Genomic DNA, 25,432 nt, shown 5'->3' with positions numbered 1-25,432 from the left:
GCGATACGGGCATCTCAGTACCTGTTTTCCGCATGATGACTTGCGTCCTTAAAATTCAAACTAGCCATTTCGGTACCTGTACAGACAACACATTCGCTCGGGCCGGCCTGCTTCCTGTGCTTCATGGATTCCAGCCATGACTAGCCTCTGAGGGATTATATGTGCATAATATTAACATGCAGTGATAATAAAAAGGCAATCGACTCGCCCTTGCCTCAGGCATCAGCGATGCCTGCTGATCCGTTGCCGGGAAGCAAAATCATGCATGAGAACAGAAATACGTGAGCGCTCGGAGACCGGCATGAAACGTGAGGACGTAAAAACCAAACACGATGAAGGCATTCAGTTTGACACCCATTTGATTGCCAACCCGGCTAACACCCAAGAGTGGATTGTCTTCTTCAAAAAGAATGCTGGAAGAAGCTTCTTTCTGGTCAATGACAATGAAGAAATCGAGCCATTCCGGTATCTTGATGATTTGATTCATGAGCTTCGAGAGATCGGCATCAAGGTTGCTGAAATTCACTTTTGAATTCTTTTTCCTTAGAGTGTCATTATGCCAGTCAAGATCGAGCATCTGTCTAGTCAGAGTGAAGAACTATGGTCCGTGTGTGTGGGTACCAAGCGAATTCAGTTTCGCAATGAACACGGTGCCAGAAACTATGCGGCTAAGCTCAAAGAACGCATTGAAGCGCCGCATGTATACCCTCGGGTATTACCAACAGCTTACGACCGCGACCGTTGGAAATAATGAGTTTTAGCGCCCTCAACCTGAGGTCATTAAATTCTTTTATTTAAATAACAAATGTCACATACAGTTGGCCGCTGGTGGGGTCTGAGTTTGCGTCTGTGTTGACGAAAATTTTTGCGCTATGAAAGCTGGGAGTGGGTCGAGGTCCCGCTGTTGCTGTATAAAAAATCGCCAGCTCTGGTTGAGCTGGCGATACGGAAGAGACGTCAGGTATTTCACTTACTAGACAGATGCTCGAACTTTACTGACCTGATCAAACGCCAAGAGAGGAACAATCAAAAGTGAATTTCAGCAGACTTGATGCCAATGTCCCGAAGCTCATGGATCAGGTCATCCAAGTGCCCAAATGACTCAATTTCCTCGTTGTCATTGACCAGAAAGTAACTTCTTCCCGCCTCCTTTTTGAAAAGAATAATCCACTCGTTCGTGTTGGCCGGGTTAGCTATCACATGGGTGTCGAAGTGAATACCTTCACCGTGTTTGGTTTTGACGTCTTCGCGCTTCATGCGAGTCTCCGAGCGTGGGCTCATTTTTGTCCATGAGCATGATTTTGACCTCTCAGCACCGGATTTTCAGCGTCGCTGGTGCCCTGCAAGGGTAGTTCTATTGCTTTGCTATTATCACTACATGTGAATATTATGCACATGACACTAGAGAGAGGCTAGTCATGATTGCGATACAAGAAGCCTGGAAAGCGGGCCTGTTAGGGCGCGAGCACTGGCTTCGGAATCTGGTCTCTGGGGTCATCGTGGGTGTGGTGGCGCTGCCCTTGGCCATGGCGTTCGCGATCGCGTCAGGCGTCAAGCCTGAGCAAGGGATCTATACCGCCATTATCGGTGGTCTCTTGGTTTCTCTCTTCGGGGGGAGTCGTCTTCAGATAGCTGGCCCGACAGGGGCATTCATCGTCATTTTGGCTGGCGTGACCGCTAAATACGGTGTTGGCGGTTTGCAGATAGCAACGATGATGGCAGGGGCGATCTTGTTATTGCTCGGTATCACCAAGCTTGGGGCCATCATCAAGTTCATTCCCGACCCGGTGATTGCCGGATTCACTGCCGGCATTGGTGTGATCATTTGGGTGGGGCAATGGAAAGACTTTTTCGGCTTGCCGAAAATCAGCGGTGAATATTTCCATGAGCGACTCTGGCACCTGCTTCAGACACTCCCCAGTCTTCATGTGCCCACAACACTGTTAGCGCTTTTGAGTCTGGTGCTGGTGATCACGGCTCCCAAAATACCTGGCATAAGACGTGTGCCGGGGCCCTTGATAGCAATGGTCGTTGTGACGGCAACACAGTCTTATTTTCAGTTCGCGGGCGTTGCAACGATTGGAAGTGCTTTTGGTGGTATACCTCAAGGATTGCCTGCAATAAGCCTTCCTGAAATAACAATACCGCGGGTGATTGAGTTGATTGGCCCGGCGTTCGCGATCGCGATGCTGGGGGCCATCGAGTCATTACTGTCTGCTGTTGTCGCCGACGGTATGGCGGGGACCAAACATGACTCCAATCAGGAGTTGATCGGCCAAGGTATCGCTAACCTGGTCACGCCCTTGTTTGGCGGCTTTGCTGCGACAGGGGCGATCGCTCGGACAGCTACCAATATCCGTAATGGTGGGACCAGCCCAATTGCGGGTTGTGCACATGCTCTAACATTGATTGTATTGATTTCTTTCTTGGCGCCTTTGGCCTCGGATATTCCACTGTGTGCGTTGGCGGCAATCTTATTTGTGGTAGCTTACAACATGAGTGAGTTGAAGCACTTCAAACGCATGGTCAAGCGAGCCCCAAAAGCTGACGTTGCGATACTTCTAATAACCTTCAGCCTGACAGTATTCAGCGATTTAGCGATCGCTGTGAACATTGGTGTCATTCTCGCCATGCTGCAATTCATGCGTCGGATGGCGTCTTCTGTCGAGGTGCAGCAAATGGTCGATAAAGAGCTTGAGGCTGAGTTACGGATCAATGGCCGTGTTCATCTTCCGCCTGGCGTTTTAGTTTATACCATTGAGGGGCCGCTCTTCTTTGGCGCCGCAGAAACCTTTGAGCGCGTTCTGGCTCAAACACACACGGATCCAGGGACATTAATTATTCGTCTGAAGCGAGTACCGTTCATGGATATAACGGGCTTACAAACACTGCTCGAAGTCATTGAGCAATTACGTAAGCGCAGCATTGTCGTAAAACTGTGTGAAGCCAACGAGAAAGTCCTCGGCAAGCTCGACAAAGCAGGGATACTCCAAGCACTCGGTTCAGAGCATTACCATGCTGATTTCAATGCTGCACTGGGCAGTTATGTCGAACCCGACAGGTCGCCAGGCTAGAGCTGATTTGGAGCTTTGTAGAGAGTGCGATGAGCTGGCTTCCGTCTTGCCAGCCCATTCGCGATTGAATCACTTACCATTGGCCGCAATTCTGCTTTTGGTCGAATAGGACACGCCATGTGTCTCCAGGTAGTCTCGAATAAGCTGACGGACGACCTGTGAAGGGGTCAGGTCTTGAGATGCGCAGAGCTCCTCAAGGGCTTTTTTCTTGACGGGATCAATGAGCACAGTCAGTCGTGCAGTCTTATTTTCCATGGAATTACCGGTACCCTAAATCGATCGATGATAATCAAATTGTAATGGTCGGGGCTTTATTTGTCACCGTTTAGGTTCGTTACGGTTAGCTCGATTGACTGTGGTCAACGAGTGGTGATGACGTTCCTGCCAGAAACGGGTAGGCGTCGATGGAAGCAGCCAGCGTAAGGCTACAAGGTCCCCATCAACTGGCTCTCCAATATTTCTGCATCTCAATGAAGAGAAACGAGGCCGTCCAGGAGATCAGTACCAGACCCGTCAAAGCCTCCAGCCCTGTCAGGTACTTAAGGTTGCCTACAGGCTCGATATCACCGAAGCCGATGGTGGTAAAGGTCGTAAACGAGAAATACACACAGTCCATCAGACTGCCGTCGAAACGTCCTTCCAGCGCTCCCCAGTCCCCGGTTCGAATCATCAAAAAATAGGCAAGCGCAAAGCACCAGACTTCGATTGCGTGGGCAGTCAGTGCGCCAAATACACCGAAGATAATTCGCAAACGGTGCCGGACCTTAATTCGTGGCATCAGCCAGTTAAGGCGCAGGAGGAACTCGTAATGGATGATCACGGCAGCTATGACGACTAGGATGTTTGCCAAAGTGACAGGTAGCATGCTGAGACCTCGGGCAACTTGGATGCCTGGCGGAGTGTTCTGGTAAAAGCAGTTTAGGATAAGGCCGGTGTGTTCTTGGCAATCCTGTAGTTCCTAAGGCTGTACTTGTGAATCATGTGCTTTTAGCTAGGCTCAGCCCGCGGTTATGCCATTTGACAGCTTCTTTTCAGGGGCAATCGAAATGTATGCAAAGGCAGGCAGATTCCTCTGGGGGCCGGTAGCGGCGTGGTCACGTTTTTTTCGGGCACTTTGGCAACCAGGCGCAACGCTGGGTCGTAAGGGGCCGGCGAACACACCTTCCGAGCCCGGCCGATAAGGGCGATTGTGTCCGCGTATTTTTAAGCGGACGCAATTACCCTTAACGCCAGGATCGCCATGCGCCAACGTAAGTCCTACCCGAAATCCTTCAAAACCCAAGTCGTCCAAGAGTGCGAACAACCCGGTGTTTCCGTGGCGGCTATTGCGATGAGGCACGGTATCAACGCCAATGTCGTTCGCCGGTGGATACCGCTTTATCGTGATCAACAGGCAGTCGCGCTGCCAGCCTTCATTGCTTTGAAAGTCGAACCAAAACGAAAGACCGAAGCGTCGGCGATCATTGAATTACCGCTCGGTCAGCAAACGCTCACAGTGAAATGGCCAACTTGCGATCCCGAAGGGTGCGCCCGCTTCATCCGGGGGCTTGCCCTGTGATCCGCATCGATGCCATCTGGCTCGCCACCGAACCGATGGATATGCGAGCGGGTACCGAGACTGCGCTGGCCAGAGTGATCGCGGTGTTTGGTGCGGCGAAGCCGCACTGTGCTTATCTGTTCGCCAATCGCCGCGCCACTCGCATGAAAGTGCTGGTGCATGACGGCTTCGGAATCTGGCTGGCTGCTCGCCGGTTGAACCAAGGCAAGTTTCACTGGCCAGGCATTCGCCATGGCTCTGAGATGGAGTTGGATGCCGAGCAACTTCAAGCCTTGGTGCTGGGCCTGCCATGGCAACGCGTGGGTTCCGGCAGCGCGATCACACTGCTTTAAAGGCCACCATTAGCCTATCGGTCTATCGCTGTGAATTGCCCGCTCTGGCAAAATCCGCAGCATGACTTCTTCGCCCAATCTCGACCAAATGTCTCCCGACCAACTGCGTGCCTTGGCAGCGCAGTTGCTGTCGCAGGTCGACACTATGGGCAAGAAGATCAACCGCGACCAAACGGTGATCGAGAAGCTGACCCACGAGATCGCACAACTCAAGCGCTTGAAGTTTGCCAAGCGCAGCGAGCAGTTGAATCCGCAGCAGGCCAGCTTGCTCGATGACTTGATCGATACCGATATCGCGGCGATTGAAGCAGAGCTTCAGGCCTTGCAAGCAGTGCCAGCGGCGACCGAAAAAAAGCAAAAACCTAAGCGCACTGCGTTGCCGGCAGAGTTTCCACGCACGTTGATCCATCACGAGCCCGACAATACTCACTGCCCATGTGGCTGCGCACTGAAACGCATCGGTGAAGACGTCAGCGAGAAGCTGGACTACACGCCCGGCGTGTTTACCGTTGAACGCCATGTCCGTGGCAAGTGGGTGTGCGATGACTGCGAAACGCTGATCCAGGCCCCCGTTCCGGCGCAGGTCATCGACAAGGGCATCCCGACCGCCGGGTTGCTGGCCCATGTCATGATCGCCAAGTTTGCTGACCATCTGCCTCTTTACCGCCAGGAATCGATTTTCGGTCGGGCTGGCTTGGCAATTCCGCGTTCAACCTTGGCTCAATGGGTTGGCGTTACTGGCGTGCAGTTGCAGCCTCTGGTCGATGCGCTGCGCGACGTAGTGCTCGGGCAGCTGGTCATCCACGCCGATGAAACACCGGTTCAGATGCTCGCTCCGGGCTCAAAGAAAACCCATCGCTCTTATGTCTGGGCCTACGCCACCAGCCAATTCTGCGAAACAGCGGCAGTCGTTTACGACTTCAGCCCCAGCCGCGCCGGTGAGCATGCTCGCAACTTCCTGCAAGGCTGGAAGGGCAAGCTGGTCTGCGATGATTTTGGTGGTTACAAGGCCAGCTTCGAACTCGGTGTGACCGAGATCGGCTGCATGGCCCATGCGCGGCGCAAGTTCTTCGAACTGCATGCCACCAACAAGAGCATGCTCGCCGAGCAAGCCCTGCGCTACATCCAGTTGCTTTACGAAATCGAAAGTGAAGTCCGCGACCTGGAACCGGATTTACGCCGTCGAATACGGCAAGAAAAGGCTGTGCCTGTGATGGATGCACTGCATGCCTGGATGATCGCCCAGCGCGATCTCGTGCCCGAAGGTTCAGCTATCAGCAGAGCACTGGATTACAGCCTGAAACGCTGGGCAGCTCTGTCGCGCTACCTCGATGACGGGGCCGTACCCATAGACAACAATTGGGCCGAGAACCAGATCCGACCATGGGCTCTTGGACGCAAGAATTGGCTCTTCGCAGGGTCGTTACGCAGCGGCAAGCGGGCGGCAGCGATCATGAGCTTGATCCAGTCTGCGCGGCTGAATGGCCATGATCCGTATGCCTATCTGAAGGACGTTCTCACGCGACTGCCGACGCAGCGGGCGAGTGAGATTGACGAGTTGCTGCCGCATAAGTGGCAGCCGGTCTAATTACGCAAGGCGTGATGCCCGGACGCATACGCTGGGTGCGCTGTTGCTCCTGATAGTGTGTCAGTCCGCTCAGGCCCTTCCGTCCTACGCCCGTCAAACAGGGCAGAGCTGCATTGCCTGCCACGCAGGCGGACAATTTCCTGAACTGACGCCTTATGGGCGGCTGTTCAAGCTGACGGGTTACACCAATGGCACACAAACCAATCCCTTGGCAGCCATGGTGGTTGGCGACCTCACCTCTACGCGGAACAACAGCGACGGTGCGGGCGGCTCGATTTCAGCCAAAGACAAGCAATTCATCCTGGACTACGGAAGCGTGTTTTTAGGAGGGAAACTGACTGACACCATCGGTGGTTTTGCCCAGTATACCTACAGTTCGTATGACCATCAGGATGCCTCTGGCAACTGGGTGGGGCACTTGGGCTCAGACAATTTTGATCTGCGCTACGCGGATCAAAGCGTTGACGCCATGCACGATTTCATCTGGGGCATCACCCTAAATAACAACCCTACGGTTCAGGATGTCTGGAACAGCACGCCTGCTTGGGGTTATCCGTATGTCAGTTCGACACTGGGAGCGTTTGGTGGCGTTCCTGTTTCGACCATGATTGAAGGTGCATTGGCACAGCAGGTTGCCGGCATCGGTGCATATGCCTACCTGAATAAGTCGTTTTATGTAGAACTGACCTCTTATCAAACAGCAAAGGGAGATTGGTCTTTTCTGAGCCTGGGTAACAAAAAAGGGGATACCTACCATCCATTAACGTATATGGACGGCTCAAGTCCTTATCTGAGGCTGGCCTATACGCACGAGTGGGGCGCCCAGAACGTGATGCTTGGCGCATTTGCGATGAATGCCAAGATTCTTCCCCTGGACGATTCCAATAATCCTGTCTATAGCCAGGGGAGTACAGAATATAAAGATGTGGGCCTTGATGCCCAGTACCAGTACCTCCTTGATCCTCATGCATTTAGTGCCCAGATACGGTATGTCAAAGAAAAAATCAACGATGACACCCAGACGCTCTATGACGGACCGGCTTCGCTCAGATCGTTTAAATTGAAGGGCAGTTATGTGTACCGGGCCAAATATGGTGCGAGTCTGGCCTATACCAATGTTAATGGCAGCGCGGATGCCACGGCGTACCCGGACAGTGCAAATTCTTCACCCGATACGCGGATGTGGGCGCCAGAGGTTTTTTGGTTGCTGATGCAGAACATGCGGCTCGGGCTTCAATACAACTACTTCACCCGCTATTTGGGAGCCACGAACAACTACGACGGAAACGGCCGTAATGCCAGCGACAACAACACAACCTTTGTTTACCTGTGGTATGCGCTTTGATGTGTTGAGAGCCGAGACGTAGAAAAAAACCGGAGAAAGTTGACATGACGGGTGCTTTCAAGCAATCAAGCTTCATCCTTTCCCTCTGTGTTGCTGCACTCGCGGGGTGTGCAGGTGTAGAGGGTGGACAGCCCGAAAAGCATTCGACCATGTCCGGTGTAGCCATGGCAACCAAGGTCTGTGCCATGTGCCATGGGGTGACGGGAGAGTCTACCTCTCCCATGTTTCCCAAGCTGGCTGGCCAGCAAAAGGAGTACCTGAAGCTGCAGCTGACTGACTTCAAGGGCCATGCGCGCAGCGATGAGACGGGCACTCAACATGTGGGGCTTTACTCATTTGACCGACACCCAGATTGGCGAACTAGCAGACTATTTTTCGAGCCAAAGCCCCATGAAGGCCGACGCCGGTGCAGTTAACGAGCGCGGTGAATCGATCTTTCGCAAAGGTTTGCCGGAGTCAGGCGTGATTCAGTGCAATTCCTGTCACGGCCCTGATGGCCAGGGCAATGGTCAGTTTCCGCGTCTGGCGGGGCAGCATGCCGATTATCTGATCCGTCAAATCAAGGTTTTTCAGCTGACCGACCAGCGTCCCCGTGGAGCCCTGATGAAGCAGGTCACTCACTCCCTGTCTGAGTCTGATGCTGTAGCAGTCGCTAATTACATTGCGACACTTGGAGCAAATAAATAAGCGTATTAGTGGCGCCAGGCTTGCCTGTTTCGCACGCCAGATGAGATCGCCAAGGCGCATACGATGCCAGGACACTGAAAAAAACACGTGGCGCAATGCCTTGCGGCAATATGCCGCCGAACGGAGGGTAACCTCATGTACGCGATGGTTTTGAAGACGCTGGGTGCGCCGCTGGAATGGACGGAGCTCCCGGATCGGCAACCCGGTTATGGTCAGATACGGATCAAGGTGACAGCCTGCGGTGTGTGTCGCACCGATCTGCATGTTGTAGACGGTGAGTTGCCCGATCCTCACCTGCCGATCATCCCTGGTCACGAAATTATAGGGCGTGTCGATGCCATTGGGGCCGGGGTTACAACGTTGTCGAAGGGCGAGCGTGTCGGGGTGCCATGGCTGGGCCATACCTGTGGCGCGTGTCCTTATTGCATCGGGCACCGCGAGAACCTATGCGACCGTCCGCTGTTTACCGGTTACACGCTTGACGGTGGATTCGCCACCTCGGTTATCGCCGAGGCTGGCTATGTATTTCCGTTGGGAGAGGCGGGGAGTGATGAGTCGCTGGCACCCTTGCTGTGTGCGGGCTTGATCGGCTGGCGAGCATTGGTGATGGGCGGCAAGGGCGAGCGAGTCGGTTTGTATGGGTTCGGCGCGGCGGCACACATTCTGGTGCAGGTCGCCAAATGGCAGGGCCGGTCGATATATGCCTTCACTCGCCCGGGCGATACCGGCACACAGGACTTTGCCAGGCAACTAGGCGCTATATGGGTCGGTGGTTCGGATCAAGCGCCGCCGGACCCACTGGACCTTGCGATCATCTTTGCCCCGGCGGGGGAGCTTGTCCCCCTTGCCCTCAAAGCCGTTCGCAAAGGTGGGCGAGTGGTCTGTGCAGGCATTCATATGAGTAATGTCACGAGTTTTCCCTATGCACTGCTATGGGGGGAGCGGGTGCTGTTATCGGTCGCCAATTTGACCCGCCGCGACGGCCTTGACTTCCTGAGACTCGTGCCGGAAATCGGCATTGTCACCCGGACCCATCGCTATCCTTTGACTCACGCCAACCAAGCGCTGGCCGACCTACGTGCTGGCCGGTTCGAGGGGGCTGCTGTTCTGGTGCCCTGAGCCACGGCTCGCAATGCCAGGCATCGCCATGGGCATGGACCATGGTGACGCGCACAAGGAGTTATCGTCTGCCGTAGTTGGCAAGAGGCAATCATGCATTGCGATACAGGGCCAGGAATACCGCCAAGGACAACATAGTCGCACCACAACACTGGTTCAGCCGCTTCATCCCGGTTTGAGTGAGAATCCTGGCTGCTTGCACACCGCCTACTGCATAAAGCGCCATCACCATCACGTCAACGCAGGCCGAAACAATAGCCAGCGCCGCGTACTGGGGGAGGGTGGGTTGGCTCGGGTCTATGAATTGAGGCAGGAACGCGGTGAAAAACAGCAACACCTTGGGGTTGGTCATCGCCACCGAGAAGCTGCGCCAAAATACCTCGCTCATGCGTGAAGTCGTAGTGATCCCGGACTCGCCAAGGGCTTGTGGCGCGCTACGCCACAACTGGATGCCGAGCCATGCCAAATAACAGATTCCGATCCATTTCAACGCCACGAAGAGCTGTTGTGAAGCCAATAGCATGGCGCCCAACCCCAACCCGACGGCTGCGATGACCAGAATATCCGAAAGTGCCGCTCCTACCATTCCGACGGCGACCAACCGACCGTTTCTAGAGGAGCCGTTGGCCATGGCCAGCAAGGACGTCGGCCCCGGAATCAGGGCTCCGATAAAACAACTTGAAGTGTAGAGAAGCAAGGTCGTCGAGTTCATTCAGAACCGCTTAGAGGGGGCGAGTTGGGCAACCACCCATGATGCCCAATTGTTGACGCTCGATAAAGCGCTCAGCGACTTTTTGTCGGTATCACTTCCATGTACCAAAACGAAAACAAAGTGGTTACACGATACGTCTAAATATCGCTATGGCTGCGCCGATCATAAGTTCACCACTTCTCTATCTGGATGGAACGCAATGGTCAGTATCAGTAACTCCACACTCAGCTCCGTAACCTTCGCCACCACGGCTAAAACGTCGAGTACCGACAGCACCGATACCAGCAGCACCACCACGGCTGCTTCGGGCAGTGCGACGGCGACTTCCACCGCGAAAGCCGGTGCTGCCGGTGCTGCCAGCGGCGGTGGAAGCAGCAGTAGCAGTAGCAGCACGGAATCGAACACCGTCAAGCAGCTGAAAAAACAGATTGCCGAGTTGCAAAAGCAGTTGGAGGCGCAAATGCAGAAGGTTGCCGCGGCGCAAAAAAGCAAGGACTCCGCAGCCGTTAAAGCGACTGCCGTGGCACAGGCACAGTCCCAGGTGTCGAGCATCAGCGGTGAACTGTCAACGGCCACAGCAGCCTTGACTCAGGCGTTGCGAGACGAAAGTAGCAGCACGTCGGGCTCGATGGTCAGCACCACGGCGTGAGTCGGGATTAGTTGACCACTACACAGTGGATCGCAATGCCGCTCCGCTTAAGTGAACAGCCTTTTTATTCGCGAAAAGGACAACTCCGTGTCGCCTTTATCGCGAATAAATTCGCTCCTGCAAATATCTATTCAAATCCGCGCCAGCGCCTGGGCCAGGTCGGCGCGCAGGTCTTCGACATCCTCGACACCCACTGACAAACGCACCAGCGCATCGCCGATGCCGAGCTGCGCGCGGGTTTCTGCGGGGATGCTGGCGTGGGTCATGATCGCCGGGTGTTCGATCAGGCTTTCCACCCCGCCCAGGCTCTCGGCCAAGGCGAAGATCCGCACGCTCTCGAGGAAACGCTTGGCGCCGGCCAGGTCGCTGTTCAGGTCGAGGGAAATCATCCCGCCGAAACCGCGCATCTGCCGCCGCGCCAGTTCGTGCTGCGGGTGCGACGGCAGGCCCGGATAATAGACGCGCGCCACCTGCGGCTGACGCTCCAGCCATTGCGCCAGCTCCAGGGCGTTGCTGCAGTGGCGTTCCATGCGCAGCGCCAGGGTCTTCACTCCGCGCAGGGTGAGAAAAGCGTCGAACGGCCCGGCGATAGCACCCACCGAGTTCTGCAGGAAGCCCAGGCGTTCGCCCAGTTCTGCGTTCTGCCCGACCACCGCGATGCCGCCGATCACGTCGGAGTGGCCGTTCATATACTTGGTCGTCGAGTGCAGCACGATATCGAAGCCCAGCTCCAGCGGGCGCTGTATCCACGGGCTGGCGAAGGTGTTGTCGGCCACACAGATGATGCCTCGCTCGCGACAGGTGCGCGCGACGGCGGCGAGGTCGGTGAGGCTCAGCAGGGGATTGCTCGGCGTCTCGACCCAGACCATCCGCGTGTCGTCCTGCAGCGCCGATTCGAATGCCGCCAGGTCCGTCAAATCGACGAAGCTGAAGCGATGCCCGGCGCTGCGTCGGCGCACCTTGTCGAACAGTCGGAACGTACCGCCGTACAGGTCATTGCCGGAGACGATATGCGCGCCAGCGTCGAGCAGTTCGAGCACGGTGGAGATCGCCGCCAGCCCGGAGGCGAAGGCGAAGGCCTGGGTGCCACCCTCAAGGTCCGCCACGCAACGCTCCAACGCAAAGCGCGTCGGATTGTGCGAGCGCCCGTAGTCGAAGCCCTTGTGCACGCCAGGGCTCTGTTGCAAGTAGGTGGAGTTGGCGTAAATCGGCGGCATCAGCGCCCCGGTGGTAGGGTCCGGCACCTGTCCGGCATGGATCACCCGGGTGGCGAAGGCGCGTGGCGCGCCAGTTTCATCGTGCTGACTCATGCGAGGGATCTCCGCAAGTGATTGAGCATGTCGACGCGGGTAATCAGGCCGTGGAAGCCCGAGGCGTCGGCGATGATCGCCACCAGCCCACGGTCGAGCACCGCCTCCAGTTCAGCCAGACTGGCTCCGGGAGGTAGGGTTTCCAGCTTGTCGGTCATCGCGCTGGCCACGGTCATACGGAAGTGCGAAGCGTCTTCGTGCACGCCAAGCAGAATATCGGACTCGTCGATCACGCCGACCAGCCGCTGTCCGTCCACCAGCACCGGCAGCTGCGACACATCAGCTAGGCGCATGCGCTGGAAGGCGGTGAGCAGCGTGTCGTCCGGGCCCACGCTGATCACCCGGCCATCCTCGAAGCGCCGCGCGATCAGGTCGCGCAGATCGCCGTAGCGCTTGCGCTGCAGCAGGCCCTGATCGGTCATCCACTGGTCGTTGTAGACCTTCGACAGGTAGCGGGTGCCGGTGTCGCAGACGAAGCTGACCACCCGCTTCGGCTCGGTTTGCTCGCGGCAGTAGCGCAGTGCCGCCGCCAGCAATGTGCCGGTCGAAGAGCCGCCGAGAATGCCTTCGGCGCGCAGCAGTTGGCGGGCATGATCGAAGCTTTCCTCGTCGCTGATCGAATAGGCCTGGCGCACGCTGGAAAGGTCGGCAATAGACGGAATGAAGTCTTCGCCGATGCCCTCCACCGCCCAGAAACCGGGTGTACCGAGGGTGCCGCTGCGGCTGTATTCGGCGACCACCGAGCCGACCGGATCGGCCAGCACCATGACCAGGTTCGGCTGCACGCGGCGAAAGAAGCGGGTCAGCCCGGTCAGCGTGCCGGCCGAACCGACGCCGACGACGATCGCATCCAGATCATGCTGAGTCTGCGCCCAGATCTCCGGAGCGGTGCTGCACTCGTGGGCCAGCGGGTTGGCCGGGTTGTTGAACTGATCGGCGAAGAAGGCGTCGGGAATTTCCTGCGCCAGCCGCGCAGCAACATCCTGGTAGTAGTCGGGATGGCCCTTGCCGACGTCGGAGCGGGTGATGTGCACCTCGGCGCCCATCGCCTTGAGGTGCAGGACCTTCTCGGTGGACATCTTGTCCGGCACCACCAACACCACCCGGTAACCCTTGGCACGACCGACCAGGGCCAGCCCGAGGCCGGTGTTGCCGGCGGTGGCCTCGACAATGGTGCCGCCGGGTCGCAGGCGGCCATCGCGCTCGGCGGCGTCGATCATCGCCAAGCCGATGCGATCCTTGATCGAACCGCCGGGGTTCTGCGATTCGAGCTTGAGGAACAGCGTGCACGTGCCGGTATCGAAGCGGCTCACGCGCACCAGCGGCGTATTGCCTATCAGTTCGAGCACGGCGGGGCGGGAGTTGTTCGGCATGTGGTCACCTCGCTGCGGGAATCCTCACTGGATGGACAGCAACCTGCCGCGAGTCATCGCGCGCCAGTCACCGGCAATGCCTCGCTTGGAACATAGGCCGGGATTGCGCCATCCGCAACCGTCCACAGCCAGCCGGTAGCGTCGCAGCCTAAACGACAAAGGCCGTCGTTGCGTAGGATCGCGATTTTCGTTCCAGTTCTGACTGTCAAACCTGCTCTAAAATGTTTTCACACAGCCTCGAGCCATAGCGGTCGTTGATTGCCTGGAGGGAAGCCGTCAGTCAGCGATATGCAGTCTCGTTTCCCGCTCCAATTATTGCTCCATGGGGTTCCAATGAATTCCATGGGGAAAGAAAAAAGGACCTTCGGGTCCATTTTTCGTTTGTGTGGTATTCCACTGACGTCCACTGCGTTCCAGCAGCAACCTCAGAAATCATAGCAAGGGGTTCGCGAAGGTGTTTTTACACACTCTGGCCTGAAAGCAGCCGGTCACAAAGGCTCCTTTCAACCCCCCCTCAAACCCGCCCCAGCGCCTGAGCCAAATCAGCCCGCAAATCCGCCACATACTCAACCCCCACCGACAACCGCACCAACTCATCGCCAATACCCAGCTGCGCACGAGTTTCTGCCGGAGTGTTCGCATGGGTCATGATCGCCGGATGCTCGATCAGGCTTTCCACGCCACCCGGGCTCTCAGCCAAGGCGGTTGGCGCCATCCGCAACCTTGCGTCGCCTTTCGGTAGCGGTGCAACGCTATTCACTCAACGAAAAACGCCGCTTATTCCTGACCGGGACAGCGGCGTCAATGGTTAGCGTTGGACGCTATTTATAATGTTTCTCATACACGGCAACCTGCTCCGGCGTGATCAGCTGAAAGGGCACCCAGACATCCGTCTCGACCGGCTCGCCCTTGATCATTTTGATGGCCGCTTGCAGTGCGACGGTGGCTTGGGCCTTGGGGTCTTGAAAGACCGAGGCGACCAGCATCCCGCGCTTGATCGCCGCCAGTCCGTCAGGCAGGCCGTCGATGCCGACAATCGCAATTTCGCCCTTGGCTTTGCCTGAAGAGAAGAAGGTCGAAACGTTGTTGAAGTCGAATTCGTCCGCACTGATGGATGAGAGGTCATAAGCATAGACGATGTCGACCTCGGCGTTGCAGGTGCTCGCCAGTTTTACCGCTTCGTGGAGTATCCGGTCGTTGAAGCCTTGGTACTGATCATCGCGATGGAAGGGATCGACCGCTGCAACAACCTTACGAGGCAAGGCACGCGTAGCGTTACTGACGAAGTGCAGTGGTACCGGACACTCGCGCAGTAAATGCACGTCGATAGGTGTGAACATCAGCCGTGAGAGCAGTGATTCGTGCTCCAGTGATTTGATCACCAACTCTATGGGTTGTTCTTTGAGGTGGATGAGGATTTCCTGGAGCGGGCGTTCGACCCACGTCACCTCGGTGGTGACCTCCAGGCCAATATTGCGCAGGGGCCTGGCCTGTTCCTCCAGCCACAAGCGGTGACATTCGATATAACCCAGACGCATCTCTTCGCGGGCCTGGTCGTTGAGCAGGCTGGCAGTCGCCAGGCCTTCCAGGTAGTCGAAGGCCACGATGTGCAGCGCCGCACCTGCAGCCTTGGCCAGTGCCGCGGCTCTGTCGAAGGCTGGACTGTGCTGCATCAGCGGCGAGACGATCAGCATGAAACGTGATTGACCAGACATGACAAACCTCTCGTGGGTAGACACAAAGTCGGCGGTTTTCTATGGAAGTGATGAGTCGTTAGCTCATGAAACCATGGTCTGATCGTGCCGCTAGCCAGGCGCCCGAGCTTGATCTGTATCAAACGGGCGAGAGGCCGGTCCCGTCGCCCGACATACGGTCGTTTGCTACACCTCCAATCCCGTAATTATTGACCATGATCAATCTCTCGTCCGCGACCCCGGCGCAGTCTGAGGTTCGTGCGTATTTCAAGCCCTCGTACAGGGCGGGAGAGATCATCATGGCACCATGAAAGCAGCGATCTTCGTCGAGAAAAACCGGATCGTCCTCGATGACAAACCGATCCCTGAAATCGGCCCATTGGACGCGCTGGTCCGTATTACTACGACGACGATCTGCAGGACTGACGTGCACATCCTGCGTGGCGAATATCCCGTGGCCAAAGGGTTGACCGTCGGCCATGAACCGGTGGGCATTATCGAACGTCTGGGTTCCCAGGTGCGCGGCTTTGTTGAAGGACAGCGGGTCATCGCCGGGGCTATCACGCCCAGCGGCCAAAGTTATGCCTGTCTGTGTAGCTGTGCCTCACAGGATGGCCCGGATACCCGCCATGGTTTCCGGGCTACCGGTGGCTGGAAGTTCGGCAATATCATTGATGGTTGCCAGGCCTAGTACGTGCGGGTGCCGGATGCCTTGGCCAACTTGTGTCCCATCCCGGACGTCCTCAGCGATGAACAGGTGCTGATGTGCCCGGACATCATGTCCACCGGGTTTTCCGGGGCGGGGCGAGGTGAGCATCGGCGATACGGTGGCGGTGTTCGCCCTCGGTCCTATCGGGCTCTGTGCCGTGGCCGGCGCTCGCCTCAAAGGCGCGACCACCATCATCGGCGTCGACGCCGTGACCGAGCGGATGAGTGTTGCCCGACGGCTGGGGACGTCCCATGTGGTCAACTTCAAGGACGGCGATGTGGTCGCACAGATCATGGCCCTGACCGATGACCGGGGTGTCGATGTGGCCATTGAAGCACTGGGGACTCAGGGCACGTTCGAGTCCGTCCTGCGGGTACTACGTCCCGGTGGCGGCCTGTGCAGTCTGGGGGTGTACTCCAGCGACCTGCGGATTCCCCAGGATGCCTTCGCTGCGGGGTTGGGGGATTACAGCATCGTGACCACGCTGTGCCCCGGCGGCAAAAAGCGGATGCGCCGCTTGATGGCGGTGGTGGCCAGCGGTGGCGTCGATCTGTCACCGCTGGTGACCCACCGTTTCAAACTGGACGATATTGAAGCGACTTATGAGTTGTTTGCTCATCAACGTGACGGCGTGATGAAGGTCGCGATTACGTCGTGATGGAGTTTTTGGAAGCCAGGACGCACCGCCCACAGACCCGATTACGGGGCTTGAACCGAGGCTGGCTATGATCATTGAAATAACCGAACAACTGGCAAGACACCGCTGGGTCGTACACATGGATGGGTGGGAGGCGGGTTTCGACAGTCTGGATGAAGCAGAGGCGTTCGTCAGGCAACTCAAGGCGCGCATCGATGCGCCTCATGCCTGGCCAGTAACCGCCGCCACGGTACCATTGACCGGATAGGCGCCTGGGAACCAATCTGGCCCTGCTGTTGTGCAAAGGGCGCAGGCTGACCTCGCGAGATAAGTGCTGAGGTCTGGGAGGGCATGACCAGGTGCATATCCAATGAATGAAACCTTCGGCATGGCCAATGCAGCCGCTGCGCTGGGGATCGGGATGCTGGTGGGGCTTGAGCGAGAACGCCACAAGGGGCGGGGCGACAGCCGTGCCTGTGCCGGGTTACGGACGTTTGCGATCACCGCGTTGTTGGGTTATGTCGCCATGCAGGTTGGCGGCGGTCTGCTGTTGGGGATTGTTGCGATCTGCCTGGCGCTGCTGGTCACCGTGGCTTATTGGCGAAACCTCGGCAATGTTCCAGGCGTTACCAGTGAAGTGGCCTTGCTCACGGTGTTGGTACTGGGGGCGTTGTGTGGCACTGCGCCCGAGCTGGCCATTGCCATTGGCGTGGTGATGGCGGGACTGCTGACCTACCGGCAGAGGTTGCATCACTTTGCACGCAGCCAGTTGAGCGAAGCGGAAATGCGCGATGGGCTGATATTGCTGATCACCGCGCTGGTGGTGCTGCCCCTGGCGCCCGATCGCTTCATCGGGCTGTATGCCGCAATCAATTTACGTACCATTTGCACCTTGACCGTGCTGTTGATGGCGGTAGGTGCGGTGGGGCATATCGCGGTTCGCACCGTGGGGACCCGTTACGGCTATCCGATCAGTGCAATCGCTTCAGGGTTCGCTTCCAGTACCGTGACCATCGCGGCCATGGGGCATATCGCCGCCAAGGAGCCGGCGAACATCAAAGTCCTGAGCGCCGCGGCGGTGCTGTCCAATCTGGCCACAGTGATTCAGGTGGGCCTGATCCTCGGGACGGTCGATTCTGACCTGTTGCGGAGCATGTGGGGGTCGTTGTTATCCGGCGGCGTCGCCACGGCGTTGTATGGCGTGTGCTTGATGTTTCCCAAGCCGATGGGGGGCGCCAATGAGCCGATCAAGGTCGGCGGTGCGTTCAATCTCAAACTGGCCTTGATCGTGACGCTGACCATGACCGGCATTACCTTCCTGTCTTCTGTGATGCTCAGTCACTTTGGCCAGGTGGGTGTGATGCTGACTGCGGCCCTCACCGGTTTTGCCGATGCTCACTCCTCAACGGCGTCCATTGCCTCCCTGGCCAAGGCCGGCCAGCTACCCTTCGATGCCATTGCCGGCCCTACGCTGATCGCTGTCAGCAGCAATTCGCTGAGCAAATGCGTGGTGGCCTGGGTCAGCGGTGGTCGACGGTTTGCCGCTTATGTCATCCCAGGACAGGTATTGCTGACGCTGGCGATGTGGGCGGGCATCTTATTGCACTGAGGCGTTTGATGCCTCGCCGTATCCATCAAGACAAGGCGAAGCATGCATAGAGCTGATAAAGATCAAGTCGTCTGCGCCTGGAGCGTTCAACCTTGAGTCCTACTCACCGTATTGAGATGGCCGCGTGCCGAGGTGCCTTATGTCGCAGACTCAACGTTTACTATTAATTGCCCCACCAACGATGGCCCGTACTCCGGCGTTTGAGCGCGCCACGGCCTTGGCTCTGGCGATGCAATTGCCCTTGCATATCGTGGCGTTCGATTACCTCGAAGCCTTGGCCGTGGCCGGTCTATTCGCTCCTGAGCAAATCCAGCAGGCCCGTGAGGGATACCTGGAAAACCATCGGCAATGGCTCGAACAGCAAGGCGAGCTAGCGAAAAAACATGGAGTCGAAGTCACCTGTGAAGTGGTCTGGGTCCAACACCCCTACGAAGAGATTCTTCACTTTGTCAACGAGATGCCCTTGGCCCTGATCATCAAGGACGCCCAGGAGGAGTCCGCGTTGAAGCGAATCTTCTTTACTCCGCTGGACTGGCAGTTGCTGCGTGATTGTCCGGTGCCGGTGCATCTGGTCACCAACGCCCGCAATCCAAGGCCACGCAACATTCTGGCGATCGTCGATGTGTTGCGCAGTGAAGACCAGGACTTGGTGTTCAACGATCAGATCATCGAGGCGGCGGTAAAGCTGGCCGAACAGTGCGGCGCCTTGCTTGAGTTGGTCCATGTGTATGACTGGACTGCGGTGTACGCCACGGATATGGGCGTTGGCGCATTACCCCTCGCCACCGGCATCTACGAAGCGTTGGGAAAGGCTCAGCATGAGGTGTTTGCGGCCCTGGCCGAACGTCATGGCGTGCAGCCTGATCGTCGCCACTTTTTCGAGGGTGCGCCACTGCAGAGTATCTGCGAGTTTGCGACTAATCATCTGACGGACGTCATCGTCATGGGAACGGTGCAGCATAGAGGGTTGAATAAACTCTTGGGCAGCACCGCCGAACATCTCTTGCATCGGTCGCCGTGCAGTGTGCTGGCGATTAAACCGAGTAACCTGTTGCAGTCATGAGCGTGGAATCGCCCCTCGGAGCGCCGGTGTCTGGCGTTCCGAGGGGCGTTTTTTTTACAGATTGAGGCGGTGAATGACCTGCCGGGCATCGTCAGGATCGTTATGGGTCTCAAACCCTAGGGATTTTGCCAAATCACGCATGGGGGCATTGCTTGAGGCATCAATGGAATACATCTGATGAAAACCGTTCTTGCGGGCGGTCTTGATCAAATGCTCCATCAACACCGAACCGAGCCCCTGGTGCTGCCACTCATCGGCAACCGTGATCGCGCATTCGCATTCCTTTTCTGCTGTAGCGGCATAGCGACTGATACCGATTTCGATCAATTTTCCGTCTTCATGGACCAGGGCGATGTAGGCCATGCGCTGCTTGCAGTCGATATCCATCAACTGATCGAGCATGGCCGTACCCGGCTCGTTGATTTGCGCGAGAAAACGCATATGTCGGGATTCGGGGGACAAGCGCTTGATAAAGGTGTATTCGCGTTCGCGGTCTTTTTCCGTCAACGGCCGGATCAGCACATGTCGGCCGTCCCTGAGCGCTTCAATCCAGTATTTTCCGGTGACCGTTGCATAGGCAGCAGCGGCCCGTTCGTTGTGGTCTTTGACAGTGAGCATGGTGCGATCCTCCATCCAACGTAAAAGGTTCGCGTGCGGCAAGAGGCCACGCGGTTCATACCTTTTTACGCCACTGACGATAAACGAATCTGATCTGGATCAGACACTCGGTGTGGGCGTCCTCAATCGCTCGGATTTGATGTAAATCAACCTGACTGAGGGGAAATGAGCACAGTCTTGGAGCATGCCGGTGGGATGGACCGGTGCCGAGCCGAGGTGTGTGATGGGTCAATATCAACGTTTGCTGCTGATCGCCGACCGAACCCTGCATAAGTCCCCAGCCTTGCTGCGGGCCGTCGCCCTGGCCAAGGCGTGTGAGGCGGTGCTGAACGTGTGTGCCTTTATCGAACCGGTGCCGATCATCCATTTGTGGGAGGAAAAAATCGACGAGGCGGCTTATCAAGGATATCTGCGCCGCTATCGCCGGTGGCTGTCGGAAGAAATCCAGCGGCTGAGCGGCTTGGGGCTAAAGGTGACAGTCAAAGTGGTCTTCACTACCCATCCACTGCTGGACATATTGAAGTATATCGAGGAGTTCAAGCCTGACCTGCTGATCAAGGACGCCGCGTTGGAGCCGATGCTCAAACGGGTGTTCATCACGCCACTCGATTGCCACCTGCTGCGTGAATGCCCGGTGCCTGTGCACTTGGTCAATCAGGCCCGATACGGTTTGCCTCATCGGATCGTGGCGGCGGTGGACCCCTTCGACCCACAGACCCAAATCAGTGGCCTCAACGACACCATCATTCAGACCGCGAACGCCCTTGCCCTGCAGTGCGACGCACCGCTGCATTTGCTGTACGCCTATGACCTGTCGCCAGTCTTCAATGGCGATGCAACACTGGTCAACCACGGATGGGGCGTGGACGTCGTGGGCGAGCTGCGTGAGTCCTTGCACCTTGCGTTTGTGGCCCTGGCCGACCGCTATGGCGTACCACCCGAGCGTCGGCACTTCATTATGGGCCAGCCGGTTCAGGTGCTCGGTGAGTTTGTCGAGGAGTACCTGGCCGATGTGGTGGTAATGGGCACCGTGCACCGGGTCGGGTTTGATCGGTTAATCGGCGGCACCACCGAACGGGCCCTTTATTCGGTGCCGGGCAGTATTCTGGCGGTCAGGCAGCCGGGTTTGGCAGTCAGGGAGTGAGCACGATTGCGCCTTTGACCCCGCCCGCTCTCAGGCACGTCAGCGCTTGATTGGCATCGTTCAGCGCAAAACAGGTGACATCGCTGTGCACAGGCGTGCGCTGGATTTCTTCAAAAAACGCCGTGCCGTCTTCACGTGTCAGGTTCGCCACTGAGCGCACGCTGCGTTCGCCCCAGAGCAGTCGATAGGGAAAAGCGGGGATGTCGCTCATGTGGATGCCGGCGCAAATCACACAGCCACCCTTGACTGTGGCCTCCAGCGCCAACGGCACCAGCGCACCGACGGGGGCGAATATCAAGCTGGCATCGAGCAGGTGTGGCGGTTTCTGGTCCGAGGGGCCTGCCCAGTCTGCGCCCAGTGTTCGGGCATAGGCCTGGCCCTCGCTGTCGCCCGGTCGGGTGAAGGCATACACCTGCTGGCCTCGCCCCAGCGCCACCTGGATCGCCAGATGCGCCGCGGCGCCGAACCCGTAGAGGCCCAGATGGCGTGCGGTTTTCGCCATTTGCAGCGCACGAAAACCGATCAGCCCGGCGCACAGCAACGGCGCGGCTTCAGTTGCCGAGAGAGTGTCTGGAATGGGAAAGCAGAAGCGCACGTCGGCAACGGTGTAGTCGGCGTACCCGCCGTCCAGATGACAACCGGTGAACTGTGCCTGATCACAGAGATTCTCCCGGCCCGAGCGGCAGAACTCACACTGGCCGCAGGTCCATCCGAGCCAGGGTACGCCGACCCGCTGGCCGATCCAGTCGGCCGCAACGTTGGCTCCCACCGCCGTCACTTCCCCGACGATTTCATGTCCTGGCACTCGCGGTAGCACCGCTTGTGGTAGCTCACCGTCAACCAGATGAAGGTCGGTGCGGCACACACCACAGGCCAGGACTTTTATTAACAGTTGCTGCGCATCGGGTGTCGGGAGAGTGCGCTCTTCCCGTTGCAGTGGCTGGCCGGGAGTGTGCAGAACCATGGCGTGCATGACGGTTCTCCAGAAGAAGGCATCACAGAGGCGCGTCCCGGTGACAGCCGGCGACCAGATGCTTGAGCCCATCCATATCGAGGATTTTGACGTTACGGCCAGAGATTTCGACCAGTGCCTGGTCTCGCAGATGGGCAATGCCTCGGCAGATGGTTTCCAGACGCAGCCCGAGGTAGGAGCCGATCTCTTCGCGACGCATTTTCAGTACAAACTCCCTGGACGAGTAACCTCGCATATTAAGCCGCTGCGACAGGTTCAGCAGAAAGGCCGCCAGGCGTTCGTCCGAGTTCATATTGCCCATTAACATCAGCATGTCGTGATCACGCACTATTTCCCTGCTCAGGAGTTTGTTCAGGTTGTGCTGCAGCGAAGGCAACTCTCGTGCGAGCCTCTCCAGCTGGGCGTAAGGGATGGGGCACACTTCGCTGTCCTCAAGAGCGAAAGCGTTGCAGGTGTGCCGCTCTTCGCTAATGGCTTCCAGGCCAAGCATCTCACCGGGTATTTGAAAGCCGGTAACCTGCTCGCGACCGTCAAGAGACAGCACAGTGGTCTTGAAGGAGCCTATGCGCACCGCGTAAAGCGAGCGCAATGGATCGCCTGTGCGATACAACGCTGTACCTTTTTTGACTTTCACGCGCTGGATGATCAGGGTGTTCAGTCGCTCTACTTCCTGGTCGGTCAGGCCAATCGGCAGGCACAACTCCAGCACGCTGCAGTTGGAACAGGCAACCTTTAGGTAATGATCCTGACGGGGTTGGACCTCAAACGGTGACATGACGCCCCCCTCTATGGATGTATCAAGCATAGATGTTGAGAACCCAGGCAAGCCCTTAATGTGTAAACCGGGAGGAGGGTGTACGACGGACGGAGATGGGGCCTTAGGCCCCGTGGAAGCGGTCGTCCACCCGAAGCCGCTATTTGCTCTTCCAGTATTTCTGCATCTCGAGAAACAAAAACGATGCCGTCCAGGAGATGAGTACCAGACCGGTCAGTGCCTGCAACCCGGTCAGGTACTTGAGCTTGCCCATGGGCGATATATCGCCGAAACCGATGGTGGTAAAGGTGGTGAAGGAAAAGTACACGCAGTCCATGAACGAGCCGTCAAAGTTGCCCTTCAGACCTCCCCACTCGCCGGAGCGTGTCATCAGGTAATAGACCAGCGCGAAGCACCAGACTTCCAGTGCATGGGCCACGAGCGCGCCAAATACCCCGACGACGATCCGGAAGCGACTCCAAAGCTTGAGCCTGGGTAGCCAGTCGTTCAGGCGTAACAGACATTCGTAGTGGATAACCACAGCCACGACTACCACCAGCGTATTGATCAGCGTTACCGCAAGCATGGCGAACCTCAAAAGTTCGGGTTCCTGTGCCGATCCAGGCACTGGCGATGGCAAGGTTTGATCCTTATGGGGGCGCCAGTGTCGGTTGCGGCGACGTCAAGGAGGATTTGAGGGGCATCAATGGAGGGAACTCTTCGGGAGTCAGTGTTTCCCTTTCCAGTAGCAGGCTGGCGCCGGCATCCAGGTCGGCCCGACGACTGTCGAGCAGCGTTTTGGCACGGTTATAGGCTTCTTCGAGCAAGGCGCGGATGCCCAGGTCAATTTCCCGCGCGGTTTGCTCTGAATAGTCCTTCTGGCCAAATCCGGCCATGTGCTCGCCCAAATAGGTAGGATTTTGCCGTTCCAGTACCGACTGACCGAGTTCGGCACTCATGCCGAAACGGGTGATCAACTGCCGGGCGATGTCGGTCGCCCGGGTCAGATCGTCGGCTGCGCCTGTGGAGATCTGGCCATAGACAATGTACTCGGCAGCCCGACCGGCCATCAGTACGGCGATTCGATCCTTAAGCATCTGACAACTGATCAAGAAGTGATCCTCGGTCGGTCGCTGCAAGGTATAACCCAGCGAGCCAATGGAACGGGGGATAATCGAGACTTTGTGTACCGGGTCCATACCCGGCAAGGTGCCAGCGGCCAGGGCGTGGCCCATTTCGTGATAGGCCACCACCAGTCGCTCATCGGGCCGTAGCAGGCTGCTCTTGCGTTCGACACCCGCGACGATGCGTTCCACCGCGGCCGTGAAGTCGTCGAGGCTGACGGCCTGGCCTCCCCGGCGGGTGGCAACGATGGCGGCTTCGTTGATCAGGTTCGCCAGGTCCGCACCGGTGAAGCCCGTCGTGATTTCGGCGATACGTTCGCAGTCGATGTCGGGAGCTACGGTGATTTTTTTCAGGTGGACCTTGAGGATCGCCAGTCGGCCTTTGCGATCGGGGCGGTCGAAGCGACCGGCCCGCAACAGCGCCGGATCAAGTATCTCTGGCCGATTGGTCGCCGCCAGCAGGACCACACCTTCACGCGGGTCGAAACCGTCCAGCTCGGCCAGAAGCTGGTTAAGGGTCTGCTCTTTTTCGTCGTTGCCGCCAAATGTACCGACACCGCGCATTTTGCCCAGGGCGTCGAGTTCGTCGATGAAAATAATGCAAGGTGCCGCCTGACGTGCCTGCTCGAACAAGTCGCGCACTCGAGCGGCACCGACACCGACGAACATTTCGACGAATTCGGAACCTGAAATCGAGAAAAACGGCACGCCGGCTTCACCGGCAATCGCCTTGGCCACCAGGGTCTTGCCGGTGCCTGGCGGGCCGACCAGCAGGGTGCCCTTGGGAATATGGGCTCCCAGGCGTGCGTATTTGGCCTTGTCCTTCAGGAACGAGACGATTTCCACCAGCTCGGCCTTGGCTTCATCGATACCCGCTACATCGACGAAGGTGACGCCGGTATCACGCTCGACAAATACCTTGGCCCGCGACTTGCCGACGTTCATCAGCCCGCCAATGCCCTGTTTCTCGGCCATGCCGCGGAACAGGAAATGCCAGAGCACCATGATCATGGCAAAGGGCAGCAACCACCCCAGCAGCCCGTTCAGCAGTGTGTTTTCGCTGACTCCGGAAAAGCCGACACCCGATTGAGCCAGTTCAGCCGCCAGCGTGGGATCGACCCGCACGGTGGTGAACTGGTCGTGGCCGTCGATGGCCTCTTGCAACTTGCCGCTGATCTGGTCCTTCTCGACCCGCAACTCGCTGACCCTATGTTCGCCCAACAGTTGCAGGAACTGACTGTAGGGGATGCTCTGCACAGCATGGCGGTCAACAAAAAAAAGCTGAGCGAACGCAAGAATAAGAAAGGTGATAGCGAAGTAGGAAAGGTTCCACTGGTGATTCTTCTTCATGGCCTTGGCT

The 25,432-nt window shown here is 57.4% G+C and carries 26 protein-coding genes and 2 pseudogenes; 15 read left to right on the top strand and 13 right to left on the bottom strand.

Annotation, left to right across the window (positions count from 1 at the left end; genetic code table 11):
- Positions 1-301: 301 nt before the first annotated feature.
- Complete coding sequence (locus AC1MEE_RS10965) at positions 302-532, top strand: hypothetical protein (protein ID WP_480415331.1); 231 nt, start codon at positions 302-304, stop codon at positions 530-532.
- A 494-nt stretch (positions 533-1,026) separates the two neighbouring features.
- Here the strand turns inward: AC1MEE_RS10965 and AC1MEE_RS10960 are convergent, their stop codons facing one another.
- Positions 1,027-1,257, bottom strand: a complete 231-nt coding sequence (locus AC1MEE_RS10960) for a hypothetical protein (RefSeq protein WP_480415330.1) — start codon at positions 1,255-1,257, stop codon at positions 1,027-1,029.
- 161 nt (positions 1,258-1,418) lie between these two features.
- Between AC1MEE_RS10960 and AC1MEE_RS10955 the strand changes: the two genes are divergently transcribed.
- Positions 1,419-3,074: a SulP family inorganic anion transporter gene (locus tag AC1MEE_RS10955; protein WP_480415329.1), complete on the top strand. Its 1,656-nt coding sequence runs from the start codon at positions 1,419-1,421 to the stop codon at positions 3,072-3,074.
- A 69-nt stretch (positions 3,075-3,143) separates the two neighbouring features.
- On the opposite strand, the gene AC1MEE_RS10950 is transcribed toward AC1MEE_RS10955, so the two are convergent.
- Entirely contained in the window at positions 3,144-3,329 is a 186-nt protein-coding gene (locus tag AC1MEE_RS10950) for a ribbon-helix-helix protein, CopG family (RefSeq protein WP_077185744.1), read from the bottom strand.
- 184 nt (positions 3,330-3,513) lie between these two features.
- On the bottom strand, positions 3,514-3,939 hold the full coding sequence (locus tag AC1MEE_RS10945; protein ID WP_480415327.1) for a potassium channel family protein: 426 nt from the start codon (positions 3,937-3,939) through the stop codon (positions 3,514-3,516).
- 375 nt (positions 3,940-4,314) lie between these two features.
- Between AC1MEE_RS10945 and tnpA the strand changes: the two genes are divergently transcribed.
- The 7 genes from tnpA (at position 4,315) to AC1MEE_RS10910 (ending at position 9,703) form a co-directional block, all read left to right on the top strand.
- Positions 4,315-4,632, top strand: coding sequence for an IS66-like element accessory protein TnpA (tnpA, locus tag AC1MEE_RS10940; protein WP_480411503.1), 318 nt, complete (start codon positions 4,315-4,317; stop codon positions 4,630-4,632).
- Positions 4,629-4,964, top strand: a complete 336-nt coding sequence (gene tnpB / locus AC1MEE_RS10935) for an IS66 family insertion sequence element accessory protein TnpB (protein WP_480411502.1) — start codon at positions 4,629-4,631, stop codon at positions 4,962-4,964. Before tnpA ends, tnpB begins: the two co-directional genes overlap by 4 nt.
- Before the next feature lie 61 nt (positions 4,965-5,025).
- The gene (tnpC, locus tag AC1MEE_RS10930) at positions 5,026-6,552 is read left to right on the top strand and encodes an IS66 family transposase (protein WP_480411501.1); all 1,527 of its coding nucleotides are present in this window, start codon (positions 5,026-5,028) and stop codon (positions 6,550-6,552) included.
- A gap of 43 nt (positions 6,553-6,595) precedes the next feature.
- Positions 6,596-7,897 (top strand): cytochrome C, encoded by a 1,302-nt coding sequence (locus tag AC1MEE_RS10925; protein WP_480415325.1) that lies wholly within the window; start codon positions 6,596-6,598, stop codon positions 7,895-7,897.
- Between the two features lie 44 nt (positions 7,898-7,941).
- A complete protein-coding gene (locus tag AC1MEE_RS10920) occupies positions 7,942-8,313 on the top strand; it encodes a c-type cytochrome (RefSeq protein ID WP_480415323.1) in 372 nt (123 codons plus the stop codon).
- Entirely contained in the window at positions 8,216-8,584 is a 369-nt protein-coding gene (locus AC1MEE_RS10915) for a c-type cytochrome (RefSeq protein ID WP_480416205.1), read from the top strand. Before AC1MEE_RS10920 ends, AC1MEE_RS10915 begins: the two co-directional genes overlap by 98 nt.
- A gap of 135 nt (positions 8,585-8,719) precedes the next feature.
- On the top strand, positions 8,720-9,703 hold the full coding sequence (locus AC1MEE_RS10910) for a zinc-dependent alcohol dehydrogenase family protein (RefSeq protein WP_480415322.1): 984 nt from the start codon (positions 8,720-8,722) through the stop codon (positions 9,701-9,703).
- A gap of 91 nt (positions 9,704-9,794) precedes the next feature.
- Here AC1MEE_RS10910 and AC1MEE_RS10905 read toward each other — a convergent pair whose 3' ends face one another.
- Positions 9,795-10,415, bottom strand: coding sequence for a LysE family translocator (locus AC1MEE_RS10905; protein WP_480415321.1), 621 nt, complete (start codon positions 10,413-10,415; stop codon positions 9,795-9,797).
- Positions 10,416-10,614: 199 nt separating this feature from the next.
- Here AC1MEE_RS10905 and AC1MEE_RS10900 point away from each other — a divergent pair, with 199 nt between their 5' ends.
- The gene (locus AC1MEE_RS10900; RefSeq protein WP_480415319.1) at positions 10,615-11,064 is read left to right on the top strand and encodes a hypothetical protein; all 450 of its coding nucleotides are present in this window, start codon (positions 10,615-10,617) and stop codon (positions 11,062-11,064) included.
- 131 nt (positions 11,065-11,195) lie between these two features.
- On the opposite strand, the gene AC1MEE_RS10895 is transcribed toward AC1MEE_RS10900, so the two are convergent.
- The 4 genes and pseudogenes from AC1MEE_RS10895 to AC1MEE_RS10880 form a co-directional block, all read right to left on the bottom strand.
- On the bottom strand, positions 11,196-12,374 hold the full coding sequence (locus tag AC1MEE_RS10895; protein ID WP_480415317.1) for a cystathionine gamma-synthase: 1,179 nt from the start codon (positions 12,372-12,374) through the stop codon (positions 11,196-11,198).
- The gene (locus AC1MEE_RS10890; RefSeq protein WP_480415316.1) at positions 12,371-13,747 is read right to left on the bottom strand and encodes a pyridoxal-phosphate dependent enzyme; all 1,377 of its coding nucleotides are present in this window, start codon (positions 13,745-13,747) and stop codon (positions 12,371-12,373) included. The genes AC1MEE_RS10895 and AC1MEE_RS10890 overlap by 4 nt, the downstream gene beginning before the upstream one ends.
- 514 nt (positions 13,748-14,261) lie before the next feature.
- A pseudogene (locus AC1MEE_RS10885) lies at positions 14,262-14,450 on the bottom strand (PLP-dependent transferase); the annotation flags it as partial.
- 118 nt (positions 14,451-14,568) lie between these two features.
- Positions 14,569-15,462, bottom strand: coding sequence for a universal stress protein (locus tag AC1MEE_RS10880; protein WP_480415315.1), 894 nt, complete (start codon positions 15,460-15,462; stop codon positions 14,569-14,571).
- 286 nt (positions 15,463-15,748) lie between these two features.
- On the opposite strand from AC1MEE_RS10880, the pseudogene AC1MEE_RS10875 reads away from it, so the two are divergent.
- The 4 genes and pseudogenes from AC1MEE_RS10875 (at position 15,749) to AC1MEE_RS10860 (ending at position 19,459) form a co-directional block, all read left to right on the top strand.
- Positions 15,749-16,808, top strand: a pseudogene (locus AC1MEE_RS10875) (zinc-binding dehydrogenase).
- A 67-nt stretch (positions 16,809-16,875) separates the two neighbouring features.
- On the top strand, positions 16,876-17,055 hold the full coding sequence (locus tag AC1MEE_RS10870) for a hypothetical protein (protein ID WP_480415314.1): 180 nt from the start codon (positions 16,876-16,878) through the stop codon (positions 17,053-17,055).
- Positions 17,056-17,157: 102 nt separating this feature from the next.
- A complete protein-coding gene (locus AC1MEE_RS10865) occupies positions 17,158-18,396 on the top strand; it encodes an MgtC/SapB family protein (RefSeq protein ID WP_480415313.1) in 1,239 nt (412 codons plus the stop codon).
- A gap of 139 nt (positions 18,397-18,535) precedes the next feature.
- Positions 18,536-19,459, top strand: a complete 924-nt coding sequence (locus tag AC1MEE_RS10860; RefSeq protein ID WP_480415312.1) for a universal stress protein — start codon at positions 18,536-18,538, stop codon at positions 19,457-19,459.
- A 54-nt stretch (positions 19,460-19,513) separates the two neighbouring features.
- Here AC1MEE_RS10860 and AC1MEE_RS10855 read toward each other — a convergent pair whose 3' ends face one another.
- Positions 19,514-20,077 carry an N-acetyltransferase family protein gene (locus AC1MEE_RS10855; RefSeq protein ID WP_480415311.1) on the bottom strand — a complete coding sequence of 188 codons (564 nt, stop codon included), beginning with the start codon at positions 20,075-20,077 and terminating at the stop codon, positions 19,514-19,516.
- A 223-nt stretch (positions 20,078-20,300) separates the two neighbouring features.
- Here AC1MEE_RS10855 and AC1MEE_RS10850 point away from each other — a divergent pair, with 223 nt between their 5' ends.
- The gene (locus tag AC1MEE_RS10850) at positions 20,301-21,221 is read left to right on the top strand and encodes a universal stress protein (RefSeq protein WP_480415310.1); all 921 of its coding nucleotides are present in this window, start codon (positions 20,301-20,303) and stop codon (positions 21,219-21,221) included.
- On the opposite strand, the gene AC1MEE_RS10845 is transcribed toward AC1MEE_RS10850, so the two are convergent.
- The 4 genes from AC1MEE_RS10845 to ftsH form a co-directional block, all read right to left on the bottom strand.
- Positions 21,211-22,194 (bottom strand): zinc-dependent alcohol dehydrogenase family protein, encoded by a 984-nt coding sequence (locus AC1MEE_RS10845; protein ID WP_480415309.1) that lies wholly within the window; start codon positions 22,192-22,194, stop codon positions 21,211-21,213. The genes AC1MEE_RS10850 and AC1MEE_RS10845 overlap by 11 nt on opposite strands.
- Positions 22,195-22,216: 22 nt before the next feature.
- Positions 22,217-22,969: a fumarate/nitrate reduction transcriptional regulator Fnr gene (fnr, locus tag AC1MEE_RS10840; RefSeq protein WP_480415308.1), complete on the bottom strand. Its 753-nt coding sequence runs from the start codon at positions 22,967-22,969 to the stop codon at positions 22,217-22,219.
- A gap of 139 nt (positions 22,970-23,108) precedes the next feature.
- On the bottom strand, positions 23,109-23,534 hold the full coding sequence (locus AC1MEE_RS10835) for a potassium channel family protein (RefSeq protein WP_480415306.1): 426 nt from the start codon (positions 23,532-23,534) through the stop codon (positions 23,109-23,111).
- Positions 23,535-23,598: 64 nt separating this feature from the next.
- The gene (ftsH, locus tag AC1MEE_RS10830) at positions 23,599-25,422 is read right to left on the bottom strand and encodes an ATP-dependent zinc metalloprotease FtsH (protein WP_480415304.1); all 1,824 of its coding nucleotides are present in this window, start codon (positions 25,420-25,422) and stop codon (positions 23,599-23,601) included.
- Positions 25,423-25,432 lie beyond the last annotated feature (10 nt).

Source organism: Pseudomonas sp. ASL3 (assembly GCF_056680425.1).
The sequence above is the reverse complement of the archived record's forward strand: the minus strand, read 5'-3'. Positions and strand labels throughout refer to the sequence as shown.